Genomic DNA, 12,950 nt, shown 5'->3' with positions numbered 1-12,950 from the left:
TTACCGGGCGAAACGCGTTTGCCTCGCCCGGGTCGGGGCATCCACTGCCGCATGTACACGGTTGCGCAGCTCATAGGTGGAGTCTGGGGTGCCGGGGGTTCGGGGGGCGAGCTGGTCGTACACGATCCGGCCGACGGTTCCCCGGTGACCACCGTGCCGGTGTCGACGGCGGACGAGGTGGCCAAGGCCGTCGAGGCGGCCCGGGGTGCCACGGCGGAGTGGGCGGCGACCGCACCGGCGGAACGGGCGGCGGCGCTGTACCGCGCGGCGGACGCGGTCGAGGCCGTCGCCGACGAGCTGGCGCAGGCCACCACGGCGGAGATGGGCAAGCCGCTGGACGACGCGCGCGGTGGCGTGGCGGCGGGCATCGGCACGCTGCGACAGTACGCCGAACTCGGCCCGGTGCGCGGCGGCCGGACCCTGCACGGCGCCCCCTCCGCGCTGGACTTCATGGCCCCCGAGCCGCGCGGCGTGGTCGCCGCGATCACCCCGTGGAACGACCCGGTGGCGGTCTCCTGCGGCCTGCTCGGCGCGGCCCTGGTCACCGGCAACGTGGTGCTCCACAAGCCCAGCGAGCGCACTCCGGCGACCGGCTGGCTGCTGGCCCGGGCCCTGGACTCGGCGCTGCCGGCCGGGGTGCTGTCGCTGCTCACCGGCGGCCCCGAGGTGGGCGCGGCGCTGGCCGCCCAGGAGGTGGACGTGGTCGCCCACGTCGGTTCCACCGCCACCGGCCGGGCGATCGCCGCCGCCGGCGCGCGCACCGGCGCGAAGGTGCTGCTGGAGAACGGCGGCAGCGACCCCCTCGTGGTGGACGCGGACGTCGACCCGGTCTGGGCGGCCGAGCAGGCCGCGCTGGGCTGCTTCGCCAACGCCGGGCAGATCTGCGTCGCGGTGGAGCGGATCTACGTGCACCGGGACGTGGCCGAGGACTTCGTCGACGCGCTGGTGGAGCGGGCCGAGGCGCTCGCCGTGGGCCCCGGCCGGGACCCGGCGACCCAGCTCGGGCCGCTGGTCGACCGGCGGCACCGGGACCACGTGCACGGGCAGGTCACCGCGGCGGTGGCCGAGGGGGCGCGGCTGCGCACCGGCGGCGGCGTGCCGGACGGGCCGGGGGCGTTCTACCCGGCGACGGTGGTCAGCGACTGCCGGCACGAGATGGCGCTGGTCCGTGAGGAAACCTTCGGGCCGGTCGCCCCGGTGGTCGTGGTCGACTCGTTCAGCGAGGGGCTGCGCTGCGCGGCCGACTCCCCGTACGGGCTGGCCGCCACGGTGCTGACCGGCTCGATGAGCCACGCCCACCGGGCCTGGCGGGAGCTGCCGGTGGGCACCGTCAAGGTCAACGCGGTGTTCGGGGGCGCGCCGGGCGGCGCCGCGCAGCCGCGCCGCGGCAGCGGCCAGGGCTTCGGGTACGGCCCGGAGCTGCTCGACGAGTTCAGCACCGTGAAGGCGGTGCACATCGAGGCGCCGGGCGGCGGCCACTGGTGAGCCCACGACGGGAGCCCGGGACCTGCCGGTCCCGGGCTCCCGTGTCGTGGGCGGCCGGTCAGCGGCCGCCGCGGGCCTTGCGGGTGGCGTTGTTGTTGCTCTTCTCGATCGCCTTGACCAGCTCCGGCTTGGTCATCCGGGACCGGCCCGGCACGTCGAGCTTCTTCGCCACCTCCATGAGGTGCTCCTTCTTGGCGTTGGCGTCCACCCCGCCGGCCGTGGGGGCCCGCCGGGCCGGGCCGCCACCGGCCGCCTGCCGGTCGCTCGGGCCCTTGCGCCCCTTCGGCTCCCAGTGGTCGCCGACCTTCTCGAACTCGTGCTTCACGGCGGCGAAGGCGGTGCGGTGCGCCCGCTCCCCCTCGCCGTACGTGTCGACCGCCGAGTCGTGTGTCTTCTCCCAGGTCCGCTGCGCCTTGTCCGGAGAGCGCTTCAGCGTGCTGGGCAGTACCTCGCGCCCGGGCATCTCGTCCTCCTCCGTCTCCGTGGGATCCTCTACCGATTCCCCCACCCGTCCGGGGCAAACCGGCGCCGGTTTCTCGAGTTCGCCCACCGGGTACCGCCCGGGCCACCTGCCGGAGGTGCGCCCGGCGGTGGAGGAGGCGGTCATGACGGCGACGACGGATGCGGCGGCCGGTGGCCGGCAGCGGGCCCGGATCCCCCGCCGCGTGCGCCAGTTGAGCTGGGCCACCTGGCGCGGGGTGCTGTTCCGCGCCGGGCGCAACTTCGTCAAGGACAACTGCGCCGACTGGGCCGCCGCGCTCACCTACTACGGGGTGCTGGCGCTGTTCCCCTCCACCATCGTGGTGGTCGCCCTGGTCGGGCTGGTCTCGGACGGGCCGCGCACCGTGGACACCGTGATCGACCTGGCCCGGGAGATCGGCGCCGGCTCGGTGGTCGGCAACGACGCGTTCGTCAGCGTGGTGCGCGGCGTCGTGGAGCAGCAGGGCCCGGCGAAGGTGCTGCTCAGCTTCGGTCTGCTCGGCGCCCTCTGGTCGGCCTCCGGCTTCATCGGCGCGTTCACCCGGGCCTCCAACGCGATCTACGGCGTCGAGGAGGGGCGGCCCTTCTACCGGCTGCGGCCGATGCAGATCGGGCTCGCCGCGGTGACGCTGGTGCTGTTCGCCGTGGTGGCCCTGGCGCTGATCGTCAGCGGCCCGGTCACCGACTTCGTGGGTGACCGGCTGCACGCCGGCGGGCTCACCCGCCAGGTGTGGACGGTGGCGAAGTGGCCGGTCCTCGCGCTGGTGGCGATGACCCTGCTGTCCCTGCTGTTCTGGATCGCCCCGAACGTGCGGCAGCCCCGGTTCCGCTGGCTCACCCCGGGCGGCGCGCTGGCCCTGCTGGCGTGGGTGCTGGCCTCGTTCGGCTTCGGCCTCTACGTGGCCAACTTCGGCTCGTACGACGTGACCTACGGCAGCCTGGGCGCGGTCATCGCCTTCCTGGTGTGGCTCTACCTGTCCAACTGCGCGCTCATGCTCGGCGTCCAGGTCAACGCCGAGCTCCAGCGGGGCCGGGTGATGCAGGCCGGCGTCGAGGACCCGAGCGAGCCGGTCCTGCCGCCGCGCGCCCCGGCCGACTCCTGACCGGCTTCGCCTGGTTCGGGGGCCGGTGACCGGCTCCACCGGCCGCCGCCGGTTTACCGGCGGCCCCCTCGGGCATGTCTGTCGGCATGGAACGTGGCAGCAGCAAGCACTCACCCAGGCTCGACGAGCAGATGAGCAGCGAGGTGAACGGCCTCGTCCAGGGGCCGGGCACCGGCGGCTCCCGGGTGGAGGAGCACCGCGTGCCGGAACCGGCCGGGGAGGACCAGCCCGAGGCCACCACGGCCCCGGCGGGCGAGCTGCGCACCGGCGCCCCGAAGGGGATGAGTTCGGAGGACGTGGAGGCCCGCAGCCGCCTCGGCCGCTTCATCACGATGTCCGCCCTCCCGGGCGACCGGGAGGCGCTGGTGGCCAACGCCCGGGAGAACGATGCGCCGGACGACATCGTGGCGGCGCTGCAGGGCCTGCCCGAGGGCACCCGGTACCAGACGGTGTCCGAGGTGTGGGCCGCCCTCGGGAACAAGAACGAGACGACGCGCTGGTGAGCGGACCGGCCCACGGTCCGCGAGCAGACACCGGCGGGACAGGAGGAACACTGACATGAGCGGCGTCATGGAACATGTGGACGTGTCCGTCCCGATCCGCACCGCCTACGACCAGTGGACGCAGTTCGAGGAGTTTCCGCACTTCATGGAGGGTGTGCAGGAGGTCCGACAGGTCTCCGACACGATGACCCACTGGACCGTGGAGATCGCCGGCGTGAAGCGCGAGTTCGACGCCGAGATCACCGAGCAGTTGCCCGACGAGCGGGTGGCCTGGCGCTCCACCGAGGGCACCCAGCAGGCCGGTGTGGTGACCTTCCACCGCCTGGACGAGGGGCACACCCGGGTCACGCTGCAGATGGAGTTCGAGCCGCACGGCGTGGTCGAGAAGGCCGGCGACAAGCTGGGCGTGGTCGACCGCCGGACCAAGGGCGACCTGGCGCGGTTCAAGCAGTTCATCGAGCGGCGCGGTCAGGAGACCGGCGCCTGGCGCGGCTCGGTCGACCGGCCGACCCCCTGATCGCCCCCCGTACGCGAACCCCGATGGCCGCCGGTGCTCCGGCGGCCATCGCCGCGTCCGGTGCCGTTTGCGATCATCCGGCCCGGGTACCGCAGGGGAATGACCGACAACGACAGCCACGTGTGGCGCGACGAGGAACGCACTCCCCTGCGCGAGCTGGACCGCGCGCTCGCCGGGTCGAGCCTCGACGGGCAGGCGGACGACGTCACGGGCAACGACGCCGGCGAGGAGTCCGCGTTCGGCCACGGGCCGGAGGCGGTGGACCGGGGCGCCGGCCCGGAGGCCGAGCGGCGGGAGATGACCGACGCAGACCGGGCGTACCGGCCGTCGACCACCGGTCGGACCGGCCCGGACACCATGTGACCCGCCCCGGGGCGCCGGAGTGTGCGCCCCGGGGTTCAGCCGGCCCGGGACCCCGGGACGGCCTGGCGGGCGCCAGCGGCGTGCAGGCCGACGAGCGCCACCGCGAGCGCCACCATCGTCGGCCCGAGCGCCTCGACCGAGACCCGGGCCAGCAGCACCCCCACCGCCGCCGGCACCAGGGCGGCGCCGAGGCCGGCCGCGCCGATCTGCAGGCCGATGGCCCGGTCCGCGTGGTCGCGGCCCACCCGTTCCGGCGTGCTCAGGGTGAGCAGCGGGAACACCGGAGCCGCCGCGAAGCCCACCACCAGCAGGCCGGCGACGGCCACCCAGCCCGGGGCGGGCAGCGCGACGAGCACCGCTCCCCCGGCCATGCCGAGCAGGCTGCCGCGCAGCACCCGGGCGCTGCCCAGCCGCTCCGCCACCACCCTGCACCACCCGCCCCACGAAGAGGCTTCCCCAGTAGCCGGAGACGCAGAGCCCGGCCACCGCCGCGGAGAGCCCTCGCCCCTCGGTGAGCAGCAGGAACGCCCACAGCCCCGTGGACACCTCGATGGCCACGTAGACGGCGAAGGCGGCGCCGCCGAGCCACACGGCCGGCAGCCGCAGGGTCGCGCCGATCGAGGTCCGCCGCGCCGGTCCGGCGCCGGTGGGCTCCCCGGGCACCACCTGCGGTGCGATGGGGTCCGGCGGCAGGGCCGCGCCGGCCGGCGGGCCGGCGCGCCAGAGCCGCACCGTGAGCGCGAAGGCCGCGGCCAGGGCGAGCTGGGCGGCGGCCACCAGGGCGTACCCCCAGCGCCAGCTCAGGCCGGCGCCGAGCACCGCGGTCATGATCAGCGGCCCGATCGCCACGCCGAGCCCGAAGAACGCGTGCATCCAGTTCATGTGCCGGGGTCCGAAGGCGGCGGCCGCGTACGCGTTGAGCCCGGCGTCGATCGCCCCGGAGCCGAGCCCGAGCACCAGCGCGAAGCCGACCATGACGGCGAGCGCGGGCGTGGACGCGTACCCGGTCAGGGCGACGCCGGCCAGCAGGGTGCTGCCGGCGAGCAGCCAGCCGACGCCGAGCCGGGCCAGGGTGAAGCCGGCGAGCACGCTGGAGGTCAGGTAGGCCACCGTGCCGGCGGTGAGCACGACCCCGACCGCCTCGGTTGGCACGCCCAGGTCCAGCCGGATGGAGGGCCAGCCGACCCCGATCAGACCGTCGGGCAGCCCGAGGCTGACGAAGGCCAGGTAGGCCAGGAGCAGCAGGGCCGGGCGGGGCGGAGCGGGGGCCTGGGACACGAGGGCCCATCCTGCCCAGCCGACGCCGGCCCCGGCCCACCGGGGCGGGCCGCCCGTGACGTCACGCTCACCCGAAACGACAAAAAGTAAGATACGGACGGTCGGGAAAACGGACAGCCCATCCAGAATCGGCCGAACGGCTGACGGCGATGCCCCTGCCCCGCGTAAGACTTTCGGGATGCAACAGGGCTCCGGTTTCCTCTCCCAGCGTCAGCGCCGCCTGGCGTGGCTCGGCTTCCTGCTCGCCGCGATCCAGGCTCCCGTCGCCGCCAAGCTGGTCGACGACAGCTCCTGGCTGTTCAGCCTCGTGGTGGCGCTCATGGTGGCGACCGTGATCGTCGCCGACGACGGCGTACGCCGCACGGCGCAGGCCCGCTCCTCCGACTGATCAGCCCTCGGCGGGGCGCGCCTCGTGCCCCGGCCGCCCCGGGCTGCGGCGGCGTTCCTTCATCTCCGCCTCGTAGAGGTGCCGCCGGCCGCCGACCAACTCGTCGCGGGCCTGCCGGTCCAGCTCCCGGAAGAGCGCGTAGTACCCGTCGTCGAAGTCCTCGACGATCTGGAAGGTCCAGCGTCCCGCGATGACGTTGCGGCCCAGCAGGTCCTCCTCGACCCGCGCGGCCAGCTCAGGGTGCCCGGCGGAGCGGAACAGCTCCACGGCGTCGTCGAGCATCAGGTCGGCGTGCCCGATGAGCTGGTGCAGCGAGTAGAGGTGCCCCCGGGCCCGCTCGACGCACTCCAGGGCCTCGCTGAGCTTGCCCAGGGCCTCGACCGTGGCGTCGCTCACGCCGGCCGGCCGGCGGTGCGCCTGGTCCGGTCCGTCCACCTGCTGTCCCATTCCGTTCCTCCGCGGGGTCCCCTGCGCGGTCTGCGCGGTATCCCTTCTGCCCCGCGGCGCGCGGCTCAATCCCGCCGGGCGAGGCCGCCCATCGCCCGGACGACCCGGGCATCGGCCGGTCAGCCGAGGCCGCCCCGCTCCCGGCGGGGCTAGCCTCGGTCACCATGCGTGTGCCGAACAAGCGGGTGGCGACCCGTTCCGCGGCGGTGGCCGCCAGGTCCAGCCTCACCACGCTCACCGCTGCCGTCGGCACCGCCGGCCTCGCCGCGGCCGCCGCCAACCCCGGCCTGCTCGCCGCGGTCGACCAGCACGCCGCCGCCGTCCGCGACAGCCTGCACGGCGACCGCCGCCCGCTGACCGTGGCGACGCTCGCCGGGTACGCCGAGGGTGTGCGGGACGCGGCCCGGGAGCACGGCTGGGAGCCGCCGGTCGAGCCGGTCGACTGGTCCGAGCCGGACTGGCTGCTCACCCGCCTGCTCGCGGTCTGCCTGCTGACCCGCGCGCTGGACCCCCGCGACCTGGCCTGAGACACGGCGGAGGGTGCCCGCGATCGCCCCGCGGACACCCTCGTCGCCCCGTTGTCGCTCAGCCGTTCGGCCGGCGGAACTGCTGGGTCTCGTCACCCACGTTGCCGGACTGGTACGTGCCCTGCGCCCCGGACATCGACGACTGCGGCGTGGCCGGGCTGGGCTGGCCGCCCCGGTCGGCCATCTGCCGCTCGTAGTCGCTGCGACCGGCGCCCTGCGCCTGGCGCTGCTGCTGGAACGCCCGGGACTCCTCGGCGGCCCGGTTGAGCCACCCCTCCCAGCGGTTCTGCATGGGCTTCACCAGACCACCGCCCACGCCGATGATCAGGATGCCGGCGATGGTGCCGAGGAACGCGATGAGCACCGGCGTGGTGACCGTCGTGGCGATGCCCACCTGGTTCAGCGCGGCGATCACGCCGAGCGCCAGGATGAAGACCGCCGTCAGGTCGGCCAGCACCCGGCCGTACGAGAGCCCACCAAGGGCGCCCGAGACCAGGTCCCGCACCGCGTTGGCGATGGCGGCGGCGATGACCACGATGACGATCGCCACGAAGGCCCGTGGCAGCCACGAGACCACGCCGCGGATCAGGTCACTGATCGCGTTGGGTCCCCACACCCCGAAGGCGAACTGCAGGGTGAACAGCAGGACCGCGTAGTAGGCCAGTTTGGCCAGGATGTCGCTGGCGTCGTACCTCGTGCGTTCGAGCGCGCGTTTGATGCCGCCGCGTTCGACGGCTCGGTCGAATCCCACCCGTTCCAGTGCCGCGTCCACGATTTTGAGGACGGCTCGGGCGATGAGCCAGCCCACCACGAGGATCGCGATGAACGCGATGGCCCTCGGGATGAAGAGCAGCACCGACCTCCAGAAATCGGTCAGGGCGTCACCGATGTCGGCCTGCCCGACCGCGAGGGTTTTCGGCATGTTGTCCCTCCTGTCGCGTGAACTGCGCCGCCCGCATACCCGGTCGCGTCGGCAGCACGCCGGGCCAACCCGGGGCAATTTCCCGACATGACCGGCCGAACCATCCCTGACCTGCACTAACACCCGGGATCGGGCCAGTCGGCGGCCGACGCGCGCGCGTGATCGAAACCTGACCGCCAGGCTCCGGTTAGGCTGCGGTCATGCCAGGCACCGTCGGGCGGGTCCCCACGCCATCAGCCCCCACCCCGGGAGCGGGCGCCGGACCGGGCGCGACCGGATCCGGCGCGGCCACCGCCCTGGCCCACCCGTGGGCGGACACGCCACTCGGCCCGCCGGACGGCTGGGATCCGGCCGTCCGCGCCGTGGTCGACCTGGTGCTGGCCTCCCCGGTGCCGATGGCCCTGCTCTACGGCGAGGACCTGGTCCTGCTCTACAACGACGGGTACGCGGAGCTGATCGGCGACCGGCACCCGGCGGCGCTCGGCCGGCCGGCGGCGGAGGTGTTCGCCGACCTCTGGCACGACCCCGGCGCCGGGGAGGTAATCACCCGGGTCTACCGGCGGGGCGAGCCCTACCTGGAGCGGGAGGCGGTGCTGCCGGTCGACCGGCACCATGCCGGTCCCGCCGAGCCGGCGGTGTTCACCCGCGGCTACTCCCCGGTCCGCGACTCCACCGGGCGGATCATCGGCGTGCTCACCGTGGCGGCCCAGACGACCCAGGTGACCCAGCAGTTGCAGAGCCTGAGCGACTTCGCGGCGGCGCTCTCCGGGACCCTCACGCTGGACGACGTCGCCCGGGTCACGCTGCGCTACTGCCTGCACTCCTTCGACGCCGACCGGGTCTCGTTCGTGGTCGACGAGGGCCCCGCCTGGCGGATGGTCCGCCGGGTCCGGGGCGAGCTGCTGGACGAGGCCGACGAGCGGCTGCCGCCGCTGTGGCGGCGGCTCCCCGCCGACTCGGCCGTCCCGATCGCGGTGACCGCGCGCAGCGGCGTGTCGTCCTTCGTCACCGACGGCCAGCCGCTGCGGGACAGCGCGGCGGACCGGCACGACCAGAAGATTCGGGCGATCGCCTCGCTGCCGCTGCGTTCGACCGTCATCCGCGGCGCGCTGACCGTCGGCTACCAGGCCACGCACCCCTGGTCGCCGGCGGAACGGGCGCTGCTCGCCGCCTCGGCGGAGCTGGTCGGCCAGGCCGCCGAGCGGGCCCGCCGCTTCGAGACCCAGCACGGCACCGCCCAGCTGCTGCAGCGCAGCATGCTTCCGGAGCAGCTGCCCGACCTGCCCCGGCTGCGGATCGCCGCCCGCTACGACCCGGGCGTCGACGGCAACGCCGCCGGTGGCGACTTCTACGACGCGTTCGTGCTGCCCACCGGCGCGCTGGGTGTGGTGCTGGGTGACGTGGCCGGGCACGACGTGCAGGCCGCCGCCCGGATGGGCCAGGTCCGCGCGGCGCTGCGCGCGCTGGCCCTCTCCGATCCCCGGCCGGACGCGGTGCTCGGCGGCCTGGACCGGCTGGTCGCCAGCCTGGGCACCGAGGGGGGCACCCACGAGCTCTTCGTGACCGTGGTGTTCGGGGTCATCGAGGCCGATCGCGAGCGGGTCACCCTGGCCAGCGCGGGCCATCCCGCGCCGCTGATCCGGCGCTGCCCCGCTGAGGGCGACCCGGTCGCCGAGTACGTCGAGGTGCCGCCCGCGCCGCCGCTGGGTCTGGGCGGCCGGCCGCGGACGGTCACCGTGCCGTTCCGCCCCGGCGACACCCTGCTGCTGTTCAGCGACGGGGTGGTCGAGCGGCGCTGGCAGGACCTCACCGCCGGCCTGACCGGGCTGGGCGCCGCGGTGACCGCCGCGAGCAGCGGCGACCCGCGGGCGCTCTGCGCGGTGGCGACCGCCGCCGTTCCGGGTGCCACCGAGGACGACGTGGCCGTGCTGGCCGTGGAGCACGCGGTCAAGCCGAGCCGGTCGGCCGGCATGGAGGTGCCGGCCGAGCCGACCGCGCCGAGCCGGGTCCGGCACTGGCTGACCGCCCAGCTCACCGACTGGCAGGTGCCCGAGGCGGTGGTCGGCGCGGCGGTGCTCTGCACCAGCGAGCTGACCACCAACGCCCTGCTGCACGCCGGCACCGCCGCCCGGGTCGAGATCGACCTGAGCCCGGAGCGCCTGCTGGTCTCGGTCGCCGACTCGGGCACCCGCGGGCAGGTGACCCGGGCGCAGACCGACACGCTGAGCAGCCGGGGCCGCGGCCTGGGGCTGATCGAGGAGCTGAGCGACGCCTGGGGCACCGACCCCACGGTGCGCGGTTCGACGGTCTGGTTCGAAATCCTCATCCCGGCCGGGTGAGTCGCGCGTCGGGGGCGACCCGGACGGGTAGGAGAGTGCCATGCCTGACGACAACCGCTGCGGCGTCCTCTTCGACGTGGACGGCACCCTGGTCGACACCACGTACCTGCACACGGTGAGCTGGTGGGAGGCACTCCGCCAGGGCGATCACCGGGTGCCGATGGCGCGGATCCACCGGGCCATCGGGATGGGTTCGGACAAGCTCCTCGACCACCTGCTCGGCGCGGAGCGGGACCGGGACGCGGACGGCAAGCTGCGCGACACGCACGACGCCCTGTACGCCGAGTACTGGGAGCGGCTCGTGCCGCTGCCCCGGGCGGTGGACCTGCTGCGTGCCTGCGCGGCCCGCGGGCTGCGGGTGGTGCTGGCCACCTCGGCGGCCGAGCACGAGGTGGCCGCCCTGCGGGCCGCCCTCGACGCCGACGACGTGATCGACGCGGTGACCTCCTCGGCGGACGCGCAGGAGAGCAAGCCGGCGCCGGACATCCTGGAGGCCGCACTGGCCCAGTCGGGGCTGGCCGCCGAGCGGGTCGTGTTCGTCGGCGACTCGGTCTGGGACGTCGCCGCCGCCGGCAAGCTGGACGTGCCCTGCATCGGTCTGACCTGCGGGGGCACCAGCCGCGGCGAGCTGGCGGGCTCGGGCGCGGTAGCCGTCTACGACGACCCGGCCGCGCTGCTGGACGGCCTCGCCGACAGCGCGATCGCCGCCCTCACCGATCCGGCGAGGTCGGTTCGCGCCCCGCGCCGCGCCGGTGACACGGTGACCGGGCCCACCGGTGAGAAGACGGACACGGAGGTATAGCGGGGACCGCTTCGGGGCACTGGTGACCACCTGCCCGCACCGTGGGCGGCGGAAGGGTGGATGCCGTGGAACCGGTCGATGTCGCGTTCGCCCTGCTGGGCGTCGGTGCGCTGCTGGCAGGAATCCTGCCCCGGGTGCTGGAGCGCCGGCCGCTGTCGATGCCGATCGCGTTCCTCGGCCTCGGCATGCTGGTCTTCGTGCTGCCCACCGGGCTGCCGACCCCGGACCCGCTGCGCTGGCCGGAGCTGACGACGCACCTCACCGAGGTCGGCGTGATCGTCGCGCTGATGGGCGCCGGCCTCAAGATCGACCGGCCGTTGAGCTGGGCGCGCTGGTCGTCGACCTGGCGGCTGCTGGCCGTCGCCATGCCGCTGTGCATCGCCGCCGTGGCGGTGCTCGGCTGGTGGTGGGCCGGCCTGGTGCCGGCCGCGGCGCTGCTGCTGGGGGCCGCGCTCGCCCCGACCGACCCGGTGCTCGCCTCCGACGTGCAGGTGGGCGAGCCGACCGACGTGGAGGACTCGGAGGACGAGGTGCGCTTCGCGCTCACCTCGGAGGCGGGGCTGAACGACGGCCTGGCCTTCCCCTTCGTCTACGCGGCCATCGCGATCGCCACCACCAGCCTCGCCCCGGCGGACTGGCTGGCCCACTGGCTCGCCGTCGACGTGCTCTACAAGCTCGCCGTCGGGGTGGGCGGCGGGCTGCTCGTCGGCTGGCTGCTCGGCAAGCTCTTCTTCCGGGCCCCGAGCCACCTGCGGCTGGCCCGGCACGCCGAGGGTTTCCTCGCCCTCGCCGCGACCTTCCTGGCGTACGGGCTGGTCGAGGTGGTCGGCGGGTACGGCTTCCTGGCCGTCTTCGTGGCCGCCCGGGCGATCCGCGCGGCGGAACGCACCCACGAGTTCCACTCCGTGCTGCACGACTTCGCCGAGCAGGTCGAGCGGCTGCTCACCGTGCTGTTGCTGCTGCTCTTCGGCGGCGCGGTGATCGGCGGGCTGCTCGCCCCGCTGACCTGGCCGGCGGCCCTGGTCGGGCTGGCCCTCGTGTTCGTGATCCGGCCGCTGGCCGGCTGGCTGTCGCTGCGCGGCGCGCCGGGCCGCCCGGCGGAGCACTGGGTGATCTCGCTGTTCGGCATCCGCGGTGTGGGCTCGTTCTACTACCTGGCGTACGCCACCAGCAAGACGGAGTTTCCGCAGGCCGAGCTGGTCTGGGCCACGGTCGGCCTGGTGGTGGTGGTCTCCGTCGTGGTGCACGGGATCGCGGCCACGCCGGTCATGCAGCTGCTGGACCGGGCCGGCGAGCGGACCCGGGACGCCTCAGATGGGGGCCGGGCGGACGAACCCGCCCTGGACGGCGTCCGGGGCTGACCGGGGCGCCGGCACCGGCCGGGGGGCCGGCAGCTCCAGGTGCAGCCGCACGGTGGTCACCCCGTCGGCGACGTGCACGTCCACCAGGTCGCAGAGCCGGTGCACGAGCAGCAGCCCCCGGCCGCGCACGCCGGTCACCGGCGGCGGGATCCGGCCGGCCAGCGGATCGGCCAGCTCGCCCGGGCCGCTCACCTCGCAGACGAGGTCGCCGGCGGCGGCCCAGCACCGCGCGATGGCCGGCCCGGCGCCGTGGGTGAGCGCGTTGGAGGCCAGCTCGGTGACGGCGATGCGCAGGTCGTCGACCCGTTCCGCGGCGAGCCCGGCGGCCTCGGCGACCGTGGCCACCGCCGCGCGCAGCGCCCCGAGGCCCTCCGGCCGGACCGGCTCGACGCGCACGCCGGGCTCGCCGCGGAGCGGGTCGACGACCTGCGCATC

The 12,950-nt window shown here is 74.9% G+C and carries 15 protein-coding genes and 1 pseudogene; 10 read left to right on the top strand and 6 right to left on the bottom strand.

The window, feature by feature from the left end; all coding sequences use genetic code 11:
• The first annotated feature begins 51 nt into the window (after positions 1–51).
• Positions 52–1,485: an aldehyde dehydrogenase gene (locus F8274_RS10625; RefSeq protein WP_151462123.1), complete on the top strand. Its 1,434-nt coding sequence runs from the start codon at positions 52–54 to the stop codon at positions 1,483–1,485.
• 58 nt (positions 1,486–1,543) lie between these two features.
• Here the strand turns inward: F8274_RS10625 and F8274_RS10620 are convergent, their stop codons facing one another.
• Positions 1,544–1,948, bottom strand: coding sequence for a ChaB family protein (locus tag F8274_RS10620; protein WP_151462122.1), 405 nt, complete (start codon positions 1,946–1,948; stop codon positions 1,544–1,546).
• Positions 1,949–2,090: 142 nt separating this feature from the next.
• On the opposite strand from F8274_RS10620, the gene F8274_RS10615 reads away from it, so the two are divergent.
• From F8274_RS10615 to F8274_RS10600, 4 genes are all read left to right on the top strand, one after another.
• The gene (locus F8274_RS10615) at positions 2,091–3,068 is read left to right on the top strand and encodes a YihY/virulence factor BrkB family protein (protein WP_151462121.1); all 978 of its coding nucleotides are present in this window, start codon (positions 2,091–2,093) and stop codon (positions 3,066–3,068) included.
• 86 nt (positions 3,069–3,154) lie between these two features.
• Complete coding sequence (locus F8274_RS10610; protein WP_151462120.1) at positions 3,155–3,571, top strand: DUF2795 domain-containing protein; 417 nt, start codon at positions 3,155–3,157, stop codon at positions 3,569–3,571.
• 55 nt (positions 3,572–3,626) lie between these two features.
• Positions 3,627–4,088 (top strand): SRPBCC family protein, encoded by a 462-nt coding sequence (locus tag F8274_RS10605; protein ID WP_151462119.1) that lies wholly within the window; start codon positions 3,627–3,629, stop codon positions 4,086–4,088.
• 99 nt (positions 4,089–4,187) lie between these two features.
• On the top strand, positions 4,188–4,451 hold the full coding sequence (locus F8274_RS10600; RefSeq protein ID WP_151462118.1) for a hypothetical protein: 264 nt from the start codon (positions 4,188–4,190) through the stop codon (positions 4,449–4,451).
• 35 nt (positions 4,452–4,486) lie between these two features.
• Here F8274_RS10600 and F8274_RS31885 read toward each other — a convergent pair whose 3' ends face one another.
• Entirely contained in the window at positions 4,487–4,873 is a 387-nt protein-coding gene (locus F8274_RS31885; protein ID WP_225853716.1) for a hypothetical protein, read from the bottom strand.
• A 67-nt stretch (positions 4,874–4,940) separates the two neighbouring features.
• Positions 4,941–5,729 (bottom strand): annotated as a pseudogene (locus tag F8274_RS31880) (sugar MFS transporter); the annotation flags it as partial.
• 178 nt (positions 5,730–5,907) lie between these two features.
• Between F8274_RS31880 and F8274_RS10590 the strand changes: the two are divergent.
• Positions 5,908–6,117 (top strand): hypothetical protein, encoded by a 210-nt coding sequence (locus F8274_RS10590; protein WP_151462117.1) that lies wholly within the window; start codon positions 5,908–5,910, stop codon positions 6,115–6,117.
• On the opposite strand, the gene F8274_RS10585 is transcribed toward F8274_RS10590, so the two are convergent.
• A complete protein-coding gene (locus tag F8274_RS10585; protein ID WP_151462116.1) occupies positions 6,118–6,564 on the bottom strand; it encodes a hypothetical protein in 447 nt (148 codons plus the stop codon).
• A 164-nt stretch (positions 6,565–6,728) separates the two neighbouring features.
• Between F8274_RS10585 and F8274_RS10580 the strand changes: the two genes are divergently transcribed.
• Entirely contained in the window at positions 6,729–7,091 is a 363-nt protein-coding gene (locus tag F8274_RS10580; protein ID WP_151462115.1) for a DUF6401 family natural product biosynthesis protein, read from the top strand.
• Between the two features lie 58 nt (positions 7,092–7,149).
• Here the strand turns inward: F8274_RS10580 and F8274_RS10575 are convergent, their stop codons facing one another.
• A complete protein-coding gene (locus F8274_RS10575) occupies positions 7,150–8,013 on the bottom strand; it encodes a hypothetical protein (RefSeq protein WP_151462114.1) in 864 nt (287 codons plus the stop codon).
• A 200-nt stretch (positions 8,014–8,213) separates the two neighbouring features.
• Between F8274_RS10575 and F8274_RS10570 the strand changes: the two genes are divergently transcribed.
• The 3 genes from F8274_RS10570 (at position 8,214) to F8274_RS10560 (ending at position 12,515) form a co-directional block, all read left to right on the top strand.
• Positions 8,214–10,352, top strand: coding sequence for a SpoIIE family protein phosphatase (locus tag F8274_RS10570; protein ID WP_151462113.1), 2,139 nt, complete (start codon positions 8,214–8,216; stop codon positions 10,350–10,352).
• A 40-nt stretch (positions 10,353–10,392) separates the two neighbouring features.
• Complete coding sequence (locus F8274_RS10565) at positions 10,393–11,154, top strand: HAD family hydrolase (protein WP_151462112.1); 762 nt, start codon at positions 10,393–10,395, stop codon at positions 11,152–11,154.
• 65 nt (positions 11,155–11,219) lie between these two features.
• The gene (locus tag F8274_RS10560) at positions 11,220–12,515 is read left to right on the top strand and encodes a sodium:proton antiporter (protein WP_151462111.1); all 1,296 of its coding nucleotides are present in this window, start codon (positions 11,220–11,222) and stop codon (positions 12,513–12,515) included.
• On the opposite strand, the gene F8274_RS10555 is transcribed toward F8274_RS10560, so the two are convergent.
• Positions 12,465–12,950: ATP-binding protein (locus F8274_RS10555; RefSeq protein ID WP_151462110.1), on the bottom strand; the 486-nt coding region annotated here is incomplete at its 5' end. The two genes, F8274_RS10560 and F8274_RS10555, sit on opposite strands and share 51 nt — an antisense overlap.

The sequence above is a fragment of the Micromonospora sp. AMSO31t genome, assembly GCF_008868175.1.
Lineage (GTDB): Bacteria > Actinomycetota > Actinomycetes > Mycobacteriales > Micromonosporaceae > Micromonospora.
This window is presented reverse-complemented; position numbering and strand designations above follow the sequence as displayed.